Source organism: uncultured Microbacterium sp., from assembly GCF_937927635.1.
Classification (GTDB): domain Bacteria; phylum Actinomycetota; class Actinomycetes; order Actinomycetales; family Microbacteriaceae; genus Microbacterium.
This window is the reverse complement of the sequence record NZ_CALBRW010000046.1, coordinates 1-20,718: the sequence shown is the minus strand read 5'-3', so window position 1 is coordinate 20,718 and position 20,718 is coordinate 1. Positions and strand designations below refer to the sequence as shown.

The following is a 20,718-nucleotide window of genomic DNA, read 5'->3' as shown; positions in this document are numbered from 1 at the left end:
GTGGCCGGCGGTCTGCCCGGCCGGCTGATCCGGCTGAGAACCGCCGCGCCGCCGTTCCTCCGTGACGCGATCGACCGCGCACTCGCCGTCGAGCACGGTCCGATCGCATGGGCGAAGGAGAAGGCCCTCGTGCGCGGCGACATCCCGTCCGCGCCCGCTCCGCTGACGACATCCGCCGTCCGGCTGCTGATCACTCCGATGAACTATGCGGGTCAGGGGCGGGAGTGGGCGCGCTCAGCGGCATCGGCGGACACCGAGGCCACGAATCTCGCCGTCCGCGTCGGCGACTCGCTCCGGGCGCCGTCGCAGTGGACCGTGCCCGCCGCCGTGTTCACCGCATCCCGAGCCTGGCGCGCGCAGATGCGGGAGTCGCTGCCGCTGTTCAGCCACGTGATGATCGAATCCTTCGCATCGCCGTTGGGCCGGGGCACAGGAGACGTCGTCCGCGAGGACATCGCCTGGCTCACGGAGCAGGGCGTGCGCGTCGGGCTCATCTGCCATGGCACCGATGTGCGCCGCCCGAAGGAGCATATCGGGTCGCACCGGCACTCGCCGTTCGCGCAGCTCTCGCCTGCGGAGCTGACCGCAGCCGAACGATCCGCGCAGACCAACGTGGGGATCGCCGCGGACTTCGACGGGCCGGTTTTCGTCTCCACCCCGGATCTGCTCTCGGACGTGCCGTGGGCGGCATGGCTTCCCGTGGTCGTCGAGCCCGCGCGCTGGGCGAATGCCCGTGGCGTGGATGCGGTCGTCCCGGTCGTCCTTCACGCGCCCAGCTCGGGTCCCGTCAAGGGGAGCGCCCACGTCGACAGCGCCGCCGGCGCACTGGCCGAGACGGGGGTCGTGCGGTACAGGCGCCTGCAGCGCGTGCCGGCGGAGCGGATGCCGGAGGAGGTGGGAGCGGCGGACATCGTGGTCGATCAGCTGCTGCTGGGCGGGTACGGCGTCGCGGCCTGCGAGGCGCTCGCTGCAGGGCGCGTGGTGGTCGGCAATGTTGATGCCTCGGTCCGTGAGACGGTCAGGGCGACGACAGGCATGGAGCTGCCGATCGTGCAGGCAGACCCGGACACGCTCTCAGACGTGCTCGAGAGGCTCGCTGCGGATCCTGGCGAGCGCACGCGCGTCGCGGGCGCCGGACCGCTTTTCGTCGAGCGGGTTCACGCGGGCGCGATGACCAGACGCGTGCTCGCCGACTACCTGGCCACCACCGCCTGAGCCTCGGCGCGGCGTGCGAGCCTGCGGTTCTGCCATGCGCGCATCCGCTTCTCCAGCGGCCGCTCGATGAACCGGTGCATGAGCCAGGCGGCGACGATCGCGGCCGCCAGCAGGACGGTCGCCCACAGCACCGTGCGCGGGTACGAGCCGTGCTGCGGCCCGGCGAACTCCATGACCGCGTAGATGATGGTCGCGTGGATCAGATAGAACGCGAACGACCACTCTCCCAGCGCGACCAGAGGCCGCCAGACGAGCAGTCCACGCCGCCCCGCGACGTCGGATGATGCCGCCGCCGCGATGATCAGCCCGCACAGCAGGGTGACGATCTCCGCCAGGTACGACTCCACCGGGCCGAGGTCGAACCGTGCGACCGCGAACAGCCAGGCGAGGAGCACCAGAGTCGGGAGGATCACGGGGAGGCGCAGCCGCCAGCCGTCCCGATACGCCCATGCCAGCAGCATCCCCAGCCCGAACGACGGCAGGTGCATGATCGGCTCGGGAATGTGGCCGAGGGCGCTGTCCGGCCACAGCACCATGGCGGTGCGCAGCAGCACGGTGAGGCCGAAGATGATCGCGCCGGTCATCAGTGCGCCACGCGCCCGCAGCGGTCTCAGCCACCGCAGCAGCGCGGGGTGCAGCGCGTAGAAGAACGCCTCGACGGTGAGGGTCCAGGCGGCGGGGTTCCCGGAGAAGAGCACTTCGGGGCTCTGCCACCAGCCCTGGATCACCAGCACGCTCAGCAGCAGGATGCCGACATCCAGCGGCTTGATCCACCACTGTCCGTCCGGAACGACGATCCGGTAGAACACCGGGATGGCGACGAGAAGAGCGAGGAAGTGCAGGGGATAGATGCGGGCGAAGCGCCGCCAGTAGAACGCTCGGACGGGCGTCGTGCTGCGCCACGACCAGGTCAGCACGAAGCCGGAGAGCACGAAGAAGAAGGTGACGCCGAGGTAGCCGTCCGCGGCCAGCCACTCGATCTGCGAGGGAAAGGTCACCATGTTCCTCATGTGGAACAGGAACACCCCGAATGCCGCGAACCACCTCAGGCTCGTCAGCGAGTCCAGGCGCACGCCGACGTGCGAGGGAGGGAGGGGCGGGACGGGCACCATAGAAGAATATGCGATCGCGCTCACCGGCCGTTCGGCAACGCCGTCATAGACTGGAGATCATGCGTATCGCCGTCGTGGCCCTCGGAAAGATCGGCCTTCCCCTTGCTGTTCAGTTCGCGTCCTCGGGGCATGAGGTGATCGGTGTCGATGTCAATCAGAAGGCGGTCGACTCGATCAACGCGGCGAGGGAGCCCTTTCCAGGAGAGGCGCACCTGCAGGAGCGGCTCGAGGAGCTGATCCCTGCCGGACGTCTGCGCGCGACCACGGACTACGCGGACGCGATCCCGGGTGCGGATGCCGTCGTGCTGGTCGCACCGGTATTCGTGAACGACGAGACGTGGGAGCCGGACTTCAGGTACATGGACGCGGCGACCAGGTCCCTGTCGGAGCATCTCACGGCGGGCACGCTGGTCTCCTACGAGACGACGCTCCCGGTGGGGACGACTCGCACGCGCTGGAAGCCGATGCTGGAGGAGGGCTCGGGGCTCGTCGAAGGCGAGGACTTCCATGTCGTCTACTCTCCGGAGCGTGTGCTGACCGGCCGGGTGTTCGCGGATCTGCGCAAGTACCCCAAGCTGATCGGCTCGCTCTCCGCCGAGGGCACGCGCAGGGCGCGGGAGTTCTACGAGGCCGTCCTGCAGTTCGACGAGCGTGCGGATCTGCCCCGCCCCAACGGCGTCTGGGATCTCGGCTCCACAGAGGCTTCGGAGATGGCGAAGCTGGCCGAGACGACCTATCGGGACGTGAACATCGGGCTGGCCAATCAGTTCGGCACGTTCGCGGCCTCGCACGGCATCGACGTCTACAAGGTCATCGAGGCCTGCAACTCCCAGCCGTACAGCCACATCCACCGCCCCGGCATCGCCGTGGGCGGGCACTGCATCCCCGTCTACCCTCGGCTCTACCTGTCGACCGACCCCGACGCAGACATCGTACGGGTCGCGCGGCAGTACAACGCGTCGATGCCCGAGCGCCTGGTCGCGCAGGCGGCTGACCTCCTCGGCGACCTCAGCGGACGTCGCGCGGTGGTGCTGGGCGCCGCCTACCGCGGCGGCGTGAAGGAGACCGCCTTCTCGGGCGTGTTCCCGACTGTCGCCGCGCTCGAGCAGCGCGGTGCCGAGGTCCTCGTGCACGACCCGCTGTACGCCGACGACGAGCTGCGCGCGCTGGGCTTCGAACCCTACGCGATCGGCGACGAGGCGGAGGTCGCGATCGTGCAGACCGACCACGCCGACTACAGGACTCTCAGCCCGGCGCAGATTCCCGGCGTGAAGCTGCTCGTCGACGGTCGCAACGTCTCGGACGCCGCACTGTGGGCGGGGACCCCGCGCATCGTGGTCGGCGCTGCAGGCTGAGCCCCGGAGCCACTGCCCCATGTTCGGCTCGACGATCGACTCCGCACGGGGCTGACGGTTTCCCCCGATACGATGGAGGACATGGATCTTCTCGTCGTCGGGTCGGGTTTCTTCGGCCTCACCATCGCCGAGCGCGCCGCAGCCGCGGGCCGCAAGGTGACCGTCATCGACCGTCGCTCGCACATCGGCGGCAACGCCTACAGTGAGGCCGACCCCGAGACGGGGATCGAGATCCACCGTTATGGCGCACACCTGTTCCACACCTCCAACGCGACGGTGTGGGAGTACGTCAACCGCTTCACGACGTTCACCGACTACGTGCATCGCGTGTACACGCACCACAACGACGTCGTCTATCCGATGCCGGTGAACCTGGGCACCATCAACCAGTTCTTCAATGCCGCGTACTCGCCGGCCGAGGCGCGCGCGCTCGTCAAGGAGCAGGCGGGGGAGTTCGACGTGAAGACCGCGTCGAACTTCGAGGAGAAGGGCATCGCCCTGGTCGGACGCCCGCTGTTCGAGGCGTTCTTCCGCGACTACACCGCCAAGCAGTGGCAGACCGACCCGCACAAGCTCTCCGGCGACATCATCAGCCGCCTGCCCGTGCGCTACACGTACGACAACCGTTACTTCAACGACACCTGGGAAGGTCTGCCGACCGACGGGTACACGGCATGGCTGGAGCGGATGGCCGATCACCCCAACATCGAGGTGAAGCTCGGCGTGGACTACTTCGACGCGTCGCAGCCGCTGAACAAGCGCGCCACCGTCGGGCAGCTGCCCGTGGTCTACACAGGGCCCGTCGACCGCTACTTCGACTATGCCGAGGGCGAGCTCAGCTGGCGCACGCTGGACTTCGAGCAGGAGGTGCTCGACATCACCGACTTCCAGGGCACCAGCGTGATGAACTACCCCGACCTGGATGTGAAGTTCACCCGCATCCACGAGTTCAAGCACTTCCACCCCGAGCGCAAGGACGTCTTCAATTCCGAGAAGACCGTCATCATGCGCGAGTTCTCCCGCTTCGCGACCCGTGCCGACGAGCCGTACTACCCCGTGAACACCGATGCCGACCGTGACGGTCTGCTGGCCTATCGGGAGCTCGCCAAGGGCGAGAAGGACGTGCACTTCGGCGGGCGCCTGGGCACCTACAAGTACCTCGACATGCACATGGCGATCGGCTCGGCGCTGTCGATGTGGCGCAACGATCTCGCGGGCCAGGACGACTGACTCGCACATGAGCAGGACCACGGTCGGCGGCCCCGGCACCCCGCAGCGCTACGCGCACTCACTGTGGCTGCTGTCCGCGCGCGACCTGAAGGTGCGCTACGCGACCAGCATGCTCGGCTACCTGTGGTCGGTGCTGGATCCGCTGGTGATGAGCCTCATCTACCTGATGGTGTTCACGTTCTTCTTCAAGAAGGATGTCGGCGCCGAGCCGTATATCGTCTACCTCATCGCAGGGCTCCTGCCCTGGGTGTGGTTCAACACCTCGGTGTCGGACTTCACCCGCGCGTTCCGCAAGGACGCGAAGCTCGTGCGCTCGACCTCCATCCCGCGCTCGATCTGGATCAATCGCATCGTGCTGAGCAAGGGCATCGAGTTCCTGTGCTCGCTGCCGGTGCTGGCGCTGTTCGTGATCATCGACATGCTGGTCGAGACCGACCCCGCCAGGACCGCCCATATCGGCTGGGGACTGCTGCTGCTGCCCGTGGCGATCATCATGCAGACGGTGCTGCTGGTCGGACTCGGGATGCTGGTCGCGCCGCTGTGCGTGATGTTCACCGACCTCGAGCGCACCACCGCGCTCATCCTGCGCGCGCTGTTCTACGCGACGCCGGTCATCTACTCGGTGCAGAACCTGCCCGAGCCGTTCCAGAGCATCCTGTCCTTCAACCCGCTCACCGGCATCTTCATGCTGTACCGGGCTGCGTTCTTCCCCGAGCTGGTTGAGTTGGGGCCCGTGCTGATCAGCACCGGGATGTGCGCGGCGTTCCTCGCTCTCGGGGTGTGGACGTTCCGCACCCTCGAGCGTCCCGTGCTGAAGGAGCTGTGATGACGACAGCCATCGAAGTCCATTCGCTGGGCGTGCGGTTCCGCCGCAACAGGCGGGGCAGGCGCAGCTTCAAGGACCTTTTCGCCGGTGCGCGTCGACGCTCCAGGCCAGGGGAGTTCTGGGCGCTGCGAGAGGTGTCGTTCGCCGTTCAGCCGGGGGAGTCCATCGGCGTCGTCGGACGAAACGGGCAGGGCAAGTCCACACTGCTGCGACTGGTGGCAGGCGTCCTGCTGCCCGACGAGGGCAGCGTGGCCGTGCACGGCGGTGTCGCGCCGCTGATCGAGCTCACCGGCGGTTTCGTGGGCGACCTGACGGTGCGCGAGAACGTGCGCTTGACAGCCGGCCTGCACGGCATGCCGCGCGAGGAGATCTCCCGGCGCTACGACGACATCATCGCCTTCGCCGAGCTGGCCGGCTTCGAGGACACCCCGTACAAGCACCTCTCGAACGGCATGAAGGTGCGTCTGGCGTTCTCGGTGGTCTCGCAGCTGGACGAACCCATCCTGCTGGTGGACGAGGTGCTGGCTGTCGGCGACAAGGCATTCCGCGACAAGTGCTACAAGCGCATCGACGAACTGCTGGCCGACGGCCGCACGCTGTTCTTCGTGAGCCACAATGAGCGCGACCTGCGTCGGTTCTGCACCAGGGGCCTCTACCTCGACAAGGGCGCACTGGTGCTGGACGCGGCCATCGGCGAGGTGCTGGACCGCTACAACGCCGACTACAGCCCGCGCTGATCGGGCATCAGCCGACGATGCCATCCAGTGAGTTCAGGGCCTTGGTGGCAGCGGCGAGCTCGGCGGTGCCCGCCTTGCCTGCGTCGTACGCGGCGCGCAGGCTCTGCAGCGCCGCAGAGTAGTTCTGCAGCGCCGCGCTCCACTGCTGTGCGATGGAGGCGGGCGGCACGGCATCCGAGAGCCGTCCGGCATCGTCCTGCAGGAAGCCCACGTTCTGTGCGGCCTGCTGCGGGTCGGACTGCGCTGCGATCTGCAGACCCCGGTGCGCATCGCTGAGCACGGGAGCGACCTTGTCACGGAACACGGCGATGCTGGGATCCTTGACCACGGGCGGGGCAGTCTGGACGGGCTGCGAGGGCGCGGCACTCGGAGTCGGCGGTGCCGGCGGAGTCACTGTCGGCGTCGGCGTCGGCGTCGGCGTCGGTGACGGGCTCGGCGACGCCGACAGTGTCGGCGTCGTGGTCGCTGCGGGTGCGGCATCCGGAGTACCCGGTCGCAGGAACAGCCACAGCACACCTCCCACGATCAGCAGAGCCACCACGACGAGGGCGACGAGCAGCCACACGCGACCGCGCTTGGGCTTGTCAGGCGTCGGCGCCCAGAGATACTGCTGCTCGCTCATCATGCCTCCAGGGCGGGCATCGGCTGCCAGGTGCGGTCGCGGCCGATCCGGCCGCCGTCGCGCAGGCCGCGGAACAGGTTGCTCGTGCCGCGCACGGTGCGCTCGACGAAGACCAGGCGGATCAGCTCCTTGAAGAAGGTCGCCGTGGTGCCCAGGCCGAACAGCACCGGACTGTAGGCGTTCTTGGTGCGGTAGTAGTTCTTGATATATGCCCGATTGCGCATGATGTAGTAACGATACGCGTTGCTGGATGCATTCATGTGCCGGATGCCCATGTCCCACTGCCGGATCTCGCGCGTGCGGCGCAGCACGAACTCGTTCACGATCACGGCCGTCGTCAGCCGCGACGCCAGCCAGCCGTACATCTGGTCATCCCAGTAGATGAAGAATCGCGGGTCGGGGAGCCCGATCTGAGCGACGATCGAGCGGTGGATGAACATGCCCTCGAAGCATCCGCTGTTCATCTCCTTGAAGCCGGAGTCGTCGAAGCCGCTCGGAGCGAACGGGATCGGGATGCCCATCCGGTCGGCGATGCGGTACTGCCAGTAGAACTCGCTGCCGTCGTAGTCGTAGCGGCGGCCCTGGATGCTCTTGAACCGGCGCGACCAGTGGCCCATCCGTGCCAGCCCGTCGGGGAGCACCTCTACATCGTCGTCCATCAGCCAGATCCACTCGGCGCCCAGCTCGTACGCGGTGCGCATGCCCTCGCTGAACCCGCCGGAGCCGCCCGTGTTGGTCTCCAGCCGCCGGTAGACGATCTCGGTGCCGAGTCCCTCGCGGAAGGACTCGACGACCTCGGTCGTGTCGTCGCTGGACGCGTTGTCGATGATGACGACGCGGCCCGGCTTCGGATCCATCGAGCGGATGCTGGTGAGCAGCCCGCGCAGGAGGTGCGTGCGGTTGTACGTGACGACGACGATCGCAGCGGATGCGGGATCGAACTCGGTGGTGGTCATGCCTGCTCCTCGAACGTGGCCCGCCAGGACTCGTCGGAGACCAGCTCCGGGAGTGCGTCACGGTACTGCTCGGCCAGTTTCGGCCAGTTCCGCTTCAGCTTGCGATGCAGCCGGACGGACTCGGCCAGCATCCGACGGTATTGGGCGCGGTCGCGGGTGTAGATGTTCTTGCCGGAGCCGTCGGCGGTGCTGACCAGCGCGCTGTCGAACAGCGGGACGCGCCACCAGTGCGCGTCGCCCTTGCCGAACTCCACCTCGGGCTGCGCGACGTTCTCGGGGGCCGGTGTGCGCAGCCAGTGCGAGAGGAGCGTGCGGAACGTGAACAGCCGCAGACGAAGTCCGGTGGGGCTGTCGAAGTCGTGCAGCTTGGCGCGCTTGAACACCTGCCGGCCGTGACGCGAGTGCAGCACGGCGGTCGGATCGCGATGCACGACCGTCTCGGGGAAGCCGGCCGCGAGCTTCCGAGCCTCCGGCATGGCGGTGGCGAGCGTGCGCCGCATGTGGTCGGGACCGGACAGCACGTCGCGCAGGGCCTTCGCGCGCAGCGCCACGGGGTAGTACTGCATCATCATCAGGTGCTTGAGATCCACGCGCTGGCTGTGCTTGATCAGCCGACCGCCATGAGGCGCTCCGGAGTGCAGCAGGCCGGCCACGATGCGATTGCGGGCGTGGAAGTACGCCTGCCAGTCGATCGTGTCGTCCTTGTTGATCCAGGACACGTGCCACAGTGCGACGCCGGGCAGGGAGACGGTCGAGAATCCGGCTCTCCCGGCGCGCAGGCAGAACTCCGCGTCGTCCCACTTGATGAACGCGGGCAGAGCCAGTCCCACTTCGCGGATGGCCTCCAGAGGGATCAGGCACATCCACCAGCCGTTGTAGTCGGCATCCATGCGCATGTGCAGCAGCGGCGACTGACGCAGGTTCGCCGCGCCGAAGTCGTGCGGCATCTCCTCCTGATAGAGATTGCGCCACATGAAGGGATCCTCGTCGACCACCTCGGCCCAGCCGTGCAGCTTCGGCCGATCCAAGAGGTCGAACATGTGTCCGCCCACCAGCACGGGAGTGGTCGCGTACTGCCCGAAGACGATGGATCGTCGCAGCGACTCCGGCTCCAGCCGCACATCGTCGTCCAGCAGCTGCACGAAGTCGCTCTCCGGGCGCTGCAGCGTCTCGTGCATCGATCGGGCGAAACCGCCGGATCCGCCGAGGTTCCCCTGCCTGATCAGCTGCAGCGTGTCGCCGAGCTGAGCTGCGACCTCGTCGTAGCCGTCCTGATCGGACACCGGCTGGGTGCCCTGGTCCACGAGGAAGATGCGGTCCACCAGCTCGAGCGCGTCGGGCGATGCCGCCAGTGCACGCAGAGTGTCGACGCAGTAATCCGGCTTGTTGTAGGTCGTGATGCCGAGCGATGCCTTGCCGGTGCGGGCCGGCTCCTGCTCGGTGGTCCATTCCGCACCCTCGAGGATGGCGCTCTTCTCATCGGCGACGACGTCGAACCAGATCCAGCCGCCGTCGCTGTACTCCGTGAGCGACAGGTCGAAGGATGTCGATGCCTCGCCGGCCACCTCGCGCGTGTCGATGCGCTGCCGGACCCCGCTGCCGTTGGAACGGTACACCAGCAGCGTGGCCGGACCGCTGGTGCGCACCGTCAGGCGCACCTGGCGCACGTTGGTCCAGTGCTGCCAGTACGATGCGGGGAAGGCGTTGAAGTAGGTGCCCAGCGAGACGCGGCGTCCCGAGACGATCCGTGCGCGGTGCCGCCCCAGGATGTTGCCCAGGTGCGCGCGATTGGAGACGCGCACCGGCTCCTCGTCGATGACGGACCAGGTCTCGGGGTCGGCATACAGCGGGAGCAGATCGGGGTCCCGATCGAGGGGGAAGACGACGTTCTGCAGGATGCGGGTCACGGACGTACAGCCTACCGGTGCCCGCCTTGGGATCTCTGGAGGGGGCGCGCGGAGCCACCGGCTACCATGGCCGGTGTGAAGATCCTCATCACCGGCGGGGCCGGCTACATCGGCTCGAGCGTCGCCAGTGCCTGCATCGACGCGGGGATCGAGGTCGTCGTGCTCGACGATCTGTCCACCGGCCGTGCCGATTTCGGTGAAGGCAGGAACCTGTACAACGGCGACATCGCCGACGCCGCGATGATCGACCGCATCGCAGACGAGCACCCCGACATCTCGCTCGTGATCCACTGCGCCGCACGCATCGTCGTACCGGAGTCGGTCGCCGATCCGCTGGGCTACTACGACGTCAACGTCGGCCGCACCATCACCATGCTGCGACTGCTGGCCGCGCGCGGTATCACGCGGGTGCTGTTCAGCTCATCCGCCGCCATCTACCTCGGAGAGTCGGGGGAGGGCGTAGACGAGGACGCCGCCATCGCCCCGGGCAGCCCGTACGCGAACACCAAGTGGCTCGTCGAGCAGATCCTGCGCGATGCGGCTGCGGCCGGGCAGCTGCGTGCGGTGGCGCTGCGCTACTTCAACCCGATCGGCGCCGACCCGCAGCTGCGCACCGGCCTGCAGAACCCCACGCCCTCGCACGCGCTGGGCAAGATCATGACCGCGCACGATTCCGGCATCCCGTTCACCGTCACCGGCACGGACTGGGCGACGCGTGACGGCTCCGGCCTGCGCGACTACATCCACGTCTGGGACGTCGCCCGCGCGCACGTCGCCGCCGTGCAGCGCTTCGACGAGATCGCCACCGACGCCTCGCCCTACACGGCGATGAACATCGGCACCGGCGACGGCGTGACCGTGCGCGAGCTGGTCGCCGCCTTCGATCGCGTCACGGGCGAGACGCTCGACGTCGTCGACGGCCCGCGTCGCCCCGGCGACCAGGCCGGCGCGTTCGCCCTGGTCGGCCGTGCGCAGCAGGCACTGGGCTGGAGGGCCGAGAAGAGCATCGACGACGGCGTGCGCGACGCCCTCGCCTGGGCGCAGAAGCTGAGGACTCTGGCCTGAGGTTCAGGGCCTCTCCGGCCCCACGGTCGGGATGACGCCGGTCTGCGCGTCGTCGATGTTCTGCCGCCACGACCGGGTCTGCCCGGCGCGCAGCGCGCACAGCACCAGCAGCAGCCACCCGGCGCCGGCGAGCGTGAAGCTCTCGAACATCGACTCCACCGCCAGTGTGACCAGCAGCAGCGGCGTCCAGGCGTACACGACCGAGCGCCGCACGCTGGCCACCAGCCAGGAGCGCACGGTCGCCACTCCTCCCAGCACCAGGAACAGCACCAGTCCCAGCCAGCCCAGCTGCAGCAGCACATCGAAGTACGCGTTCAGCGCCGACAGGTGGTGCTCGGACAGCGCGTAGTTGATGTACTGGAACGGGTACTCGCCGCCGCTCCAGGAGCCGAACCAGCCGTAGCCGGTCGTCGGCTTGTCGGCCACCCAGTCGAGGATCGTGTTCCACAGATCGGCACGCAGCGAGAAGTCCGAGCCGGCGTCCAGCATCGCGATGATCTGGTGCCGACGTGCGAAGGCCAGCACCAGCGCCGCGGTCACCAGCACACCCAGCGCCCACTGCGTCCCCACCCGACGGGCCGGCGGCGTGTGCCGCACGATCGTCAGCGCCACGGTGGTCACACCGACCGCGGCCGCCAGCACGACGACCGTGGGCGACGCCGACAGCAGCGCGAGGAATCCGGCCAGGCCCACCGACAGCACTCCCACCAGCCGCGAGACCGACTGGGTGCGCCATTCGATCACGAAGGTGATCAGGGCCACCACGGCCATGAAGCCCAGCATGTTGCGCGTGCCGAAGATGCCCTGGATCGGCCCGCCGTAGGCCAGGTCTCCGGTGATGCCCAGGGTCTTGAACGGGACGTTCAGCAGGATGCCGGAGAGGATCTCCAGCCCCAGGGACAGCGCGAGGAGCCACCGCATCGTGTCGCCGAGCGCGCGCACGGTCTGCAGCGTGTCGCGCACGTGCCCGATGGTGATGGCGATGACCGCGATGCCCAGCAGTGCCAGCCACCCCAGCACCGTGTGCGACTGGCGGGGGGACCACAGCACGCTGAGGATGGCCAGCGCGAGGAACCCGATCAGCGAGGTGGGGGCGAAGCGCAGCAGCGACAGCTCCTCGCGGCGCACGAACAGGATGCCCGCACCGAGCAGCGCGAGGAGCGCGAGGATGGTCACCAGCGTGGTCGTGGAGGTCAAGCGCTCGATCAGGAACGACGCGAAGACCGCCACCAGTCCCGTGATCGTGTAGGCGCGGGCGAACTCCGCCGACCCCAGCAGCGAGACGACGTACCGCCGCGGAGTCACGGCACCTGCCGGGGCCGGGAACCGTGGGCGACGAGCGGCGTGCGCTCGCTGACGCCGACGCCGATCAGCGGCACCGACTTCATCTTGAACGACAGCAGGATCAGCAGCATCCAGCCCCACAGCATGATCGGCGCCGACTCGGCGATGCCCTCGAACAGCAGGGCGACGGTCAACAGCAGCGGCAGCAGCGAGAGCGCGGAATACGGGCGCCTGTCGTCGAGATCCCACCGGGGGCGGTCCACCGCGAAGAACCAGGAGCGCCACAGCAGCGCGAGCCAGGCGACGACCATCACCACGACGCCGACGACGCCCAGCTGCAGGAACACGTCCAGCCACATGTCGTGCGCATGGAACACGGTGATGCCGTGGTTGAGGATCCAGCCGTCGAACGCCGGATCCCATGGCACCCAGGGGGAGGAGAAGCCGTTGCCGAACACCGGACGGGTGATGGCGCGCTGCCACACCGCCTGCCAGATCTCCACGCGCCCGGTCAGGTCGGACCCCTTGCCGAACAGCGCCAGCACGCGGTCGCGCATCAGGATGCCGCCCGCCGCGCCGCACACGACGACGGCGGCGAACACGATGTACACGGCGCGCCTGGTGCCCGGGCCCTTCGCCGCGCGGGCGATCAGCGCGGCGACGAGCACGACCAGCAGCACGACGATGCCCAGGTAGACGGTGGTGGACGCACCCTTGAACAGCAGCACCGCTGCCAGCACGGCCCAGGCGATCAGCATCCCGCGGCGGCGTACGCGCGCCGCGTACAGCACGGCGAACACCAGGATGGCGAACAGGCACATCATGGCCAGTTCGTGCGCGTTGCCGACCACGCCCTGGATCCGCCCGCCGTTGAACAGGTTCCCGCGCACCCAGTAGCTGACCGGATCGACCTTGCCCGGCGGCACCGTCGCGAAGTTGGGCAGGATCGGATGCCGCAGCACCAGCGCCACCCACAGCTCGATCAGCAGCGACAGCCCGAGGATGACCTTGAACGTCGTCGACAGCGCGCGGACGATCTCCTGCCAGGTGAGCATGGTCGCGATCATCAGCGCCGTCACGGTGATGGCGGCCATCAGCGTCCAGGTCAGCAGCGTCGCCGCCGGCCAGCGCGACCACAGCACCGAGACCAGGGCCAGCGCCGCGTAGCCGAGCGCTGCCCACGGCAGCCGGCGCCACCGGAAGCGGGTGGGCCGGTTCCTCACCACGGCGGGGATCCAGATGCCCAGCGCGCCGAGCGTGAGCACCGCGAGCACCACGACGGCGCCCACCGGGCCCACCAGGTTGTAGACGGCGGTGTGCCCGAACACGGCGAACAGGCACAGCACGCTGTACGCGCGCACCATCAGACGCCCCGTCGTCTCGCGGGCGGGGGGAGCGGGAGGCTCCGCCACAGGATGCTTGGTGTACACGGCCATCGCGTTCAGGCTACCGCCCGCAGCCCGCCACCCCCTGAGGAACACCGGCACACGCCATAGGCTGAGGACCATGCTGCTGACCATCACGAATGAGCCGCGCGACTACGCCTGGGGATCCACCTCGCTGCTGGCGGGCTTGGAGGGGCGCGGCCCCTCCGAGTCGCCCGAGGCGGAGGTGTGGTTCGGCGATCACCCGAGCGACCCCGCCGACGTCGAAGGCTCGGGCACACTGGATGCCGTCACCGGCGGAACGCTGCCGTATCTGCTCAAGCTGCTGGCCGCGGCAGAACCTCTCTCGATCCAGGTCCATCCGACTCGCGAGCAGGCGCGAGCAGGGTTCGCGAAGGAGGCGGGGATGGATGCCGCCGATCCCACTCGCAACTACCGCGACGACAATCACAAGCCCGAGCTCATCGTGGCGCTCAGCGATCGCTTCGAGGCGCTGGCAGGTCTCCGCCCGGTGGCGGACACGCTGCGGCTGCTGGCGGCGCTGCCCGAGTCCCCGGGAGTGCGCGAGCTGCAGGAGCGGCTCGCGGCGGGCTCCGAGGCCGACGCGCTGCGCGCGACCCTCGGCTGGCTGCTCTCCGGTGGCGCCCAGGCGGCCGTCGACGACGTGATCGCCGGGCTGCGGAACGCGGATGCCGGGGATCTCCCCGACGCGCTGCGGGCCGTGCGCGGCATCGCTGAGCACAACCCCGGCGACCCGGGCGTGGCCGTGGCGCTGCTGATGAACTTCGTCGTGCTGCGCCCCGGGGAGGCGATCTTCCTGCGCGCGGGCCTGCTGCACGCGTACGTGTCGGGGCTCGGCGTGGAGATCATGGCAGCCAGCGACAACGTGCTGCGGGGCGGGCTCACACCCAAGCACATCGACGTGGACGAACTGCTCGCCGTCGTCGACACCGAGCCCGGTGCGGTCCCGGTGCAGCGCGGCGGCGGCGACGAGACCGTCTACGAGATCCCGGTTCCCGACTTCGCCCTGCGGCGGATCGAGCTGGCGGGCCCCCGAAGCGTGGAGGTCGAGGGTCCGGCCATGGTGCTGGCGACCGCCGGTGACGTCGCGGTGACGGGGGCTGCCGGCGTGCGGACTCCGGTGCGCGTGGGCGCCGCGGTGTTCGCCTCGGCGGATGAGCGCGTGCTGACGCTCTCCGGCTTCGGAGAGGCGTTCGTCGCCGAGCCCGGACGCGCGTGAGATCCGGCGTCGATGCCGCGACACGCCGAGGAACTCGCGATGAACCTTGAAGTCGCGCTTGAGGGTTTACCATCTGCGACTTGACCCGAGCGAATGACACGGGTGTAATTAGGGGGAAGGACAGCCCGAGGGGGGCTTGGAGCAGGGGTTGGAGGATCGACATGACGGGTTACCGCTCAGACGTTCCCGAGAACTGGTTCGTCGATCCGGTGAACCTCGGCGTCCCCGGTGTTCGCCGGGCGGATGCCGATGAGACCGGTGCACTGGCCTGGCAGGTCGATGCGCTGTGCGCACAGACCGACCCCGAGGCGTTCTTCCCCGAGAAGGGCGGCTCCACGCGCGACGCCAAGCGCATCTGCGCTTCGTGCGAGGTGCGCAGCGAATGCCTCGAGTATGCGCTGAACAACGACGAGCGCTTCGGCATCTGGGGCGGCCTCAGTGAGCGGGAGCGCCGCAAGCTCAAGCGTCGCGCGAGCTGATCGGCGCATCCGCTCCCGATTCAGAGCGGTCGCGAAGGGATTGTTCCCGAACGCGCCGAAGCGGTGACCGATATGGCGCGGTGTCCTGCTTAGGCTGACAGGGCCATGCCACCACGCGTCCACGCCATCATCGTCGCGCGCACCGGAAGTCCCGCGAGTGCGAGTCTCAGCCGAACCCTCGAGGCGCTGACCGCGCAGAGCGTTCCGCCCGCTGCCGTCACCGTCGTCGTGCTCGGCGATTCCGCCGCCGTGCGGGGCGTTCCGGGCATCGGGCACAGCGTCGAGGGGATCATCGAGGCGCGCGGCGGCACAACCTTCTCCGAGGCTGTCGCCCTCGCCCAGCCGCGCGTGCGCGAGAGCAGCGCGGTGTGGCTGCTGACCGACGACGCCGTGCCCGACCGCGACGCCCTGCAGCTGCTGGCAGGCGCGCTGGAGCGCTCGCCGTCCGCCGCCATCGCCGCGCCCAAGCTCGTGCAGCGCGATGACGACCGCGAGATCGTCTCGATGGGCGTCAGCATGACGCACGGCGGGCGCACGGTGGAGCTTGCCGCCGGTGAGCTCGACCAGGGGCAGCACGACGACGCAGAGGACGCCCTGGGGGCCGACGTGCGCGGCATCCTGATCCGCGGCGAGGCGCCGAGCGTGCTGCGCCCCGACCTCGCCCTGGCCGGTGCTGACGAGGGCCTGGACCTCGGCGTGCGTGCGCGTCTGGGAGGGGCCCGCCTGGTGCTCGTGCCGCAGGCGCGCATCGGCGTGCCCGCCGAGGGCTCCGCCACCCGCCCGCGCACGGCCATCGCCAGGACCTGGGCATCGCGTCGCTCGCAGCTGCACCGCAGGCTGGCCTACGCACCGGCCTCGCTCGTGCCGCTGCACTGGATCTCGTTGCTGCCGCTGGCGCTGTGGCGCTCCGTCACGCACCTGATCGCCAAGCGCCCCGGTGACGTCGCGCCGGAATGGGGCGCCGCGATCGCGACCATGGTCCGCCTCGGCGCCGTCGCGCGCTCCCGCCGAGCCATCCGATCCTTCCGGCGCACCTCATGGGCCGACATCGCGCCCCTGCGTGTGACCAGGGTGCAGCTGAAGGCCCGGCTGGACGACGGGCACGGCACCGAGCGCGGCGCGGTGAGCGAGCTGAACTTCTTCGGCGGCGGCGGTGCGTGGGCCGTGCTGGCCGCGCTGGTGGTCGGCATCGCGGCCTTCGTGTCGATGCTCGCGTGGCCGGCCATCGGCGGCGGAGCGCTGCTGCCCCTGCGGCAGACGGTCGCAGCACTGTGGACGGACACCGCGTGGGGGCTGCGTGACGTCGGCCTGAACATCGTGGGACCTGCGGATCCCTTCGCCGGGGTGCTGGCGGTCGTCGGCAGCCTGTCGCCTGCGTCGCCGTCTCTGGCCATGGTGTGGCTGTGGCTGCTGGCGCTGCCGCTGGCCGTGCTGGGCGGGTGGTTCGCGGCCACGCGCGTCACCGACCGGGCGGGACTCCGCATTCTCGGCGGTGTGCTGTGGGCTCTGGCGCCCACCTTCCTCACCGCCCTCGTGCAGGGCCGACCGGCCGCGGTGCTGCTGCACCTGCTGCTGCCGTGGGTGTTCCACACCGTCTCCGTCGCGCACCGCTCGTGGGGTGCCGCCGGTGCGGCATCCGTGCTCACCGCCGCGGCGCTGGCCTGCGCACCGTCGCTGGCTCCGGCCTTCGTGCTGATGTGGGTGCTGACGCTCGTGCTGCTGCTGGTCGGACGCCGCCTGCGCGGCGCCGCCCGGGTGCTGTGGACGTTGATCCCCAGCGCCGCGCTGTTCGCACCTCTGGTGGTGCGGCAGCTGCGGCACGGCAGCCCGTGGGCGCTGCTCGCCGACCCCGGCGTGGTGATCACGGGCGGTCAGGACGCTGCACGCGCCGACATCGCGATGGGATTCCCCTCGCCGGAGCGCGCGGGCTGGGACTGGTTCTTCGGGGGATCGCTGCTGACCTGGGCGCCGCTGCTGCTGGCTCCGCTGGTGCTGCTGGCGCTGGCCTCTGTGCTCTCCCCGCGCTGGCGCGCCGGATATGTGCTGCTGGTGACCGCCCTGCTGGGACTGGGCACTGCGCTGCTCGCCTCGCAGATCGTGGTGGCCTTCGCCGCGGGCGTGGGCGCTGCGGTGTGGCCGGGAACGGGGCTGAGCCTGGCCTGGCTGGGCGTCGTCGGCGCCGCCCTGGTGACGCTCGACACCGTGGTGGTGCTGGCACCGCTGCGCACGGGCGCCGCCGTCGTGGCCGGACTCACCATCGCGGTCTGCGCGCTGCCGGGACTGCTGGCGGTGCACACCGACCATGCCGCAGTGCAGAACGGCCCCACGAGCACGCTGCCCGCCCTGGTGGCGGCGCAGGCCGTCGGGGACGCCGACCGCGGCACTCTCGTGCTGACGCCCCGCAACGACGGCAGCCTCTCCGCGCAGGTGGTGTGGGGTGCGAGCGCCACGCTGAGCGCGCAGAGCACGCTGGTCAGCACCGCCACGCGCGTGCAGGGCGATGACATCGCGCCGACTGCCGTCGACCTGCTCTCCGGGCGCGACTTCGACGCGGCGAAGACGCTCGCCGAAGACGGCATCGGCTTCGTGCTGCTGGCGCAGACGCCCGACGAGCAGGATCGGGCGCGCGGCATGCGCGATCAGGCAACCACCTCCATCGACGCCCGCTCCGGCTTCATCAAGGCAGGGCAGACCTCCCGCGGCATGCTGTGGCGCGTCGATGCGAAGATCGCGTCTCGCGCTGCACTGACCGCTGCGCAGAGCACCGCCGCCTCGCTGATCACTCTGGTGCAGGTGCTCATCGTCATCGCTGCGCTGCTGCTGGCCATCCCCACGCGGGCCTCGCGCCGCGCCGCCCGCTCGCGCTCGCGCATCGTCGGACGCGAGCCCTCAGAGCCGATCGTGCTGCCGAAGCGCCGCATCGCCGACCACATCGACGAGCAGGCGGCGCCGCCACGGATGCCGGACGACGGCGCCGATGACGACGGCAGCGATGACGGCCGCACTGCCGGAGCCGCGTCGGATGCCGACGCATCCGCCGACCCTGCCGAGACGGAGGCCACCCGATGAAGCAGCGCACCCTGCGGCTCGCCGCCACCGGCGCGCGCCTGGTGACCGGCACCGTGGTCGCCGCGGCCTGCGTGCTCGGTGTGATCGCCGCGGCCGCCGCGCCATGGCCCGGCGTGCACGACGAGCCGGCCGCCACGACGGTCAAGCCCGTGCCGAGCGACGCGGTGCTGGTCTGCAACGGGGCCTTCCGGGCGCTCGGTCGCGATGCCACCCAGGCCGGTCAGATGGTGTCCGCCTCCGCGACGAGCGCGCGCACCGACGGGTCGATGGACGATGTCGTCACCGCCGACCTCGCGATGCCCGACGTGCTCGGGGGCACAGGCGCGGTGTCGCTGACCGGCAGGGTGAAGGACCGCGAGGTGCCGCTGTTCTCCGCATCCGAGTCGGTGCGGCTCTCAGACCCCGACGCCAGCGGCTTCGCTGCCGCACCCTGCCGTGAACCCGGACTGGAGAGCTGGCTGGTGGGTGGGGACGTGTCCGTCGGCGCATCCGACATCATCCTGCTGAGCAATCCGGGCGCTGTGACGGCGACCGTGGAACTGACCGTCTACGGCGACAAGCCCGCGGCATCCACCGTCGTCATTCCCGCCGGCACTCAGCTGGGCGTTCCTCTCGCATCCGTCGCGGCCGGCTCGCGTCTCCCTGTGGTGCACGTGGCCTCCTCCGGCGCACCCGTCCGTGCGACGCTGCAGTCCACTCTCGTGCGCACCCTCGACGCGGTCGGCGTCGACCTGCAGGACGGCGTCAGCGGCCCGCAGAACACTCAGAGCATCCTCGGCGTGGTGTCGTCTCCGGCCACCGAAGGCGATGACACCACCGGCATCCAGGTGCGGATGCTGGCACCGGGCGCCGACGCGAAGGCGGCGATCAGGATCACCGCCGCCGGCTCCGACTCGGTCATCGACGAGTATCCGATCGATCTCGCCGCGGGCAAGCCCGCCGAGGTGTCGCTCTCCGGTCTTCGACGGGGCGCGTATGACATCGAGGTGTCCTCGGACGAGCCGGTGGTCGCCGGCGCCCGACAGATCGTCCGGGCGGGCGATGGCGAGGATCTGGCCTGGTCCCTGCCGTCACCCCAACTCGACGAGAACGCCACCACGATGTTCTCCGTGCCAGGTGGTGCGCCCGCGACGCTGTACCTGCGCAACCCCGGCGACGCCGCGCTCAGCGTCAAGATCGGCGGGGATGCCTCGCAGACGGTCCAGCTGGGACCAGGCGCCTCGGCGACTGTGGCGATGAGAGCCGGCGGCTACACACTCACGCCGACCGGGCGCGTGAACGCCGCGATCGGCATGCTCGGAGGCGGCGGATCCGCCGCCGTCGCGAGCTGGCCGCTGTGGCCGGGAGCGGCCACCACGCAGCCGATCGTCGTGCGTCCCTGACCGGGGCGCTGCTCCCGACCCGCGGTGCGGGCCTAGTACTCGCGCCCGCCCGCGCCGAGCTCCCACGGCTCGCGGCCGACGTACTCGGCGGCGGCGTGGAACACCGCGGATTCGATCGCGACGCGGCGGTGCAGCGCATCGTCGTGGCCCTTGGGCAGCAGTCGCTCGATGGGCACGCGGAACAGCGACACACGGCGGGCGGCGTGGTCGATGCGCCAGCGCGGGATGCCGTCCTCGCGGTCGTGCACGGGCATCGCCGAGATCTCGAACCGCACGTCGCGCAGCTCCTCCCATGAGTCGCGCAGGTACTCGACGGCGCTGCCGACGGTGATCTCGAATCTGTCGAGACGGCCGTCAAGGGGCGGGAGCGGAGGGCGGACCACCTCGCTGCGGCCCAGGCGGCCGTGCCTGCCGTGACGCGCACCGCTGCGGGTGTCAGGACGGGATGAGCGACGACGGGGCATGAGCACGAGTCTAGGCTCCTGGGCCGTGCGCCGCGCGGCACCGACGGATGCGGCATCCGGCGTCCTACCCTGGGCGGGATGGACGATTCACTGCGCACCGACGAACGGCTCTGCTCCAAGGTGACGTGCACGCGAGAAGCCGTGGCGACACTGACGTTCGACTACGGCGATCAGATGGCGGCCCTCGGGCCGCTGGGCCCGGGCGACGACCCGCAGGCGCGCGACCTGTGCGCGCTGCACGCGGAGCGCGTGTCGATGCCCGCCGGCTGGCTGGTCGTGCGGCACGAGTCGCTGCGGGGCTGAGCACCGCCGTCGCCTCATCCGCGCGGAAGAGCGGGGATGCTCCTATGGATGTCAAGCAGTGAGGACGTAGTAGATCTCGCGGGCGAT

The 20,718-nt window shown here is 69.8% G+C and carries 18 protein-coding genes; 11 read left to right on the top strand and 7 right to left on the bottom strand.

Annotated elements, in window-relative coordinates; all coding sequences use genetic code 11:
- Entirely contained in the window at positions 1 to 1,215 is a 1,215-nt protein-coding gene (locus Q0568_RS17030) for a hypothetical protein (RefSeq protein WP_298868686.1), read from the top strand.
- Here Q0568_RS17030 and Q0568_RS17025 read toward each other — a convergent pair.
- On the bottom strand, positions 1,194 to 2,324 hold the full coding sequence (locus tag Q0568_RS17025) for an acyltransferase (protein WP_298868685.1): 1,131 nt from the start codon (positions 2,322 to 2,324) through the stop codon (positions 1,194 to 1,196). The genes Q0568_RS17030 and Q0568_RS17025 overlap by 22 nt on opposite strands.
- A gap of 62 nt (positions 2,325 to 2,386) precedes the next feature.
- On the opposite strand from Q0568_RS17025, the gene Q0568_RS17020 reads away from it, so the two are divergent.
- The 4 genes from Q0568_RS17020 (at position 2,387) to Q0568_RS17005 (ending at position 6,475) form a co-directional block, all read left to right on the top strand.
- Positions 2,387 to 3,682 carry a nucleotide sugar dehydrogenase gene (locus tag Q0568_RS17020; protein ID WP_298868684.1) on the top strand — a complete coding sequence of 432 codons (1,296 nt, stop codon included), beginning with the start codon at positions 2,387 to 2,389 and terminating at the stop codon, positions 3,680 to 3,682.
- Between the two features lie 81 nt (positions 3,683 to 3,763).
- Positions 3,764 to 4,912: a UDP-galactopyranose mutase gene (glf, locus tag Q0568_RS17015; protein ID WP_298868683.1), complete on the top strand. Its 1,149-nt coding sequence runs from the start codon at positions 3,764 to 3,766 to the stop codon at positions 4,910 to 4,912.
- Positions 4,913 to 4,919: 7 nt separating this feature from the next.
- Entirely contained in the window at positions 4,920 to 5,738 is an 819-nt protein-coding gene (locus Q0568_RS17010) for an ABC transporter permease (protein ID WP_298868682.1), read from the top strand.
- Positions 5,738 to 6,475 carry an ABC transporter ATP-binding protein gene (locus Q0568_RS17005; RefSeq protein WP_298868681.1) on the top strand — a complete coding sequence of 246 codons (738 nt, stop codon included), beginning with the start codon at positions 5,738 to 5,740 and terminating at the stop codon, positions 6,473 to 6,475. Before Q0568_RS17010 ends, Q0568_RS17005 begins: the two co-directional genes overlap by 1 nt.
- Positions 6,476 to 6,482: 7 nt before the next feature.
- Here Q0568_RS17005 and Q0568_RS17000 read toward each other — a convergent pair whose 3' ends face one another.
- The 3 genes from Q0568_RS17000 to Q0568_RS16990 are packed head-to-tail and all read right to left on the bottom strand — an operon-like array spanning position 6,483 to position 9,960.
- Positions 6,483 to 7,097: a hypothetical protein gene (locus Q0568_RS17000; protein WP_298868680.1), complete on the bottom strand. Its 615-nt coding sequence runs from the start codon at positions 7,095 to 7,097 to the stop codon at positions 6,483 to 6,485.
- Positions 7,097 to 8,053, bottom strand: coding sequence for a glycosyltransferase family 2 protein (locus tag Q0568_RS16995; protein ID WP_298868679.1), 957 nt, complete (start codon positions 8,051 to 8,053; stop codon positions 7,097 to 7,099). The genes Q0568_RS17000 and Q0568_RS16995 overlap by 1 nt, the downstream gene beginning before the upstream one ends.
- On the bottom strand, positions 8,050 to 9,960 hold the full coding sequence (locus tag Q0568_RS16990) for a glycosyltransferase (RefSeq protein ID WP_298868678.1): 1,911 nt from the start codon (positions 9,958 to 9,960) through the stop codon (positions 8,050 to 8,052). Before Q0568_RS16990 ends, Q0568_RS16995 begins: the two co-directional genes overlap by 4 nt.
- Positions 9,961 to 10,035: 75 nt before the next feature.
- Between Q0568_RS16990 and galE the strand changes: the two genes are divergently transcribed.
- The gene (gene galE, locus Q0568_RS16985) at positions 10,036 to 11,025 is read left to right on the top strand and encodes a UDP-glucose 4-epimerase GalE (protein WP_298868677.1); all 990 of its coding nucleotides are present in this window, start codon (positions 10,036 to 10,038) and stop codon (positions 11,023 to 11,025) included.
- A 3-nt stretch (positions 11,026 to 11,028) separates the two neighbouring features.
- Here the strand turns inward: galE and Q0568_RS16980 are convergent, their stop codons facing one another.
- Both Q0568_RS16980 and Q0568_RS16975 read right to left on the bottom strand, forming a co-directional pair.
- Positions 11,029 to 12,330, bottom strand: a complete 1,302-nt coding sequence (locus Q0568_RS16980; RefSeq protein WP_298868676.1) for an O-antigen ligase family protein — start codon at positions 12,328 to 12,330, stop codon at positions 11,029 to 11,031.
- Positions 12,327 to 13,745, bottom strand: a complete 1,419-nt coding sequence (locus tag Q0568_RS16975; RefSeq protein ID WP_298868675.1) for an O-antigen ligase — start codon at positions 13,743 to 13,745, stop codon at positions 12,327 to 12,329. Before Q0568_RS16975 ends, Q0568_RS16980 begins: the two co-directional genes overlap by 4 nt.
- A 70-nt stretch (positions 13,746 to 13,815) precedes the next feature.
- Between Q0568_RS16975 and manA the strand changes: the two genes are divergently transcribed.
- From manA to Q0568_RS16955, 4 genes are all read left to right on the top strand, one after another.
- Positions 13,816 to 14,934 (top strand): mannose-6-phosphate isomerase, class I, encoded by a 1,119-nt coding sequence (gene manA / locus Q0568_RS16970; protein WP_298868674.1) that lies wholly within the window; start codon positions 13,816 to 13,818, stop codon positions 14,932 to 14,934.
- Between the two features lie 161 nt (positions 14,935 to 15,095).
- On the top strand, positions 15,096 to 15,413 hold the full coding sequence (locus Q0568_RS16965; protein ID WP_298868673.1) for a WhiB family transcriptional regulator: 318 nt from the start codon (positions 15,096 to 15,098) through the stop codon (positions 15,411 to 15,413).
- A gap of 105 nt (positions 15,414 to 15,518) precedes the next feature.
- Entirely contained in the window at positions 15,519 to 18,482 is a 2,964-nt protein-coding gene (locus tag Q0568_RS16960) for a glycosyltransferase (protein ID WP_298868672.1), read from the top strand.
- Positions 18,479 to 19,864 (top strand): DUF5719 family protein, encoded by a 1,386-nt coding sequence (locus tag Q0568_RS16955; RefSeq protein WP_298868671.1) that lies wholly within the window; start codon positions 18,479 to 18,481, stop codon positions 19,862 to 19,864. The genes Q0568_RS16960 and Q0568_RS16955 overlap by 4 nt, the downstream gene beginning before the upstream one ends.
- Before the next feature lie 32 nt (positions 19,865 to 19,896).
- On the opposite strand, the gene Q0568_RS16950 is transcribed toward Q0568_RS16955, so the two are convergent.
- A complete protein-coding gene (locus tag Q0568_RS16950) occupies positions 19,897 to 20,328 on the bottom strand; it encodes a hypothetical protein (protein ID WP_298868670.1) in 432 nt (143 codons plus the stop codon).
- Between the two features lie 78 nt (positions 20,329 to 20,406).
- Here Q0568_RS16950 and Q0568_RS16945 point away from each other — a divergent pair, with 78 nt between their 5' ends.
- Positions 20,407 to 20,631: a DUF3499 family protein gene (locus tag Q0568_RS16945; protein WP_298868669.1), complete on the top strand. Its 225-nt coding sequence runs from the start codon at positions 20,407 to 20,409 to the stop codon at positions 20,629 to 20,631.
- Positions 20,632 to 20,718: the final 87 nt, after the last annotated feature.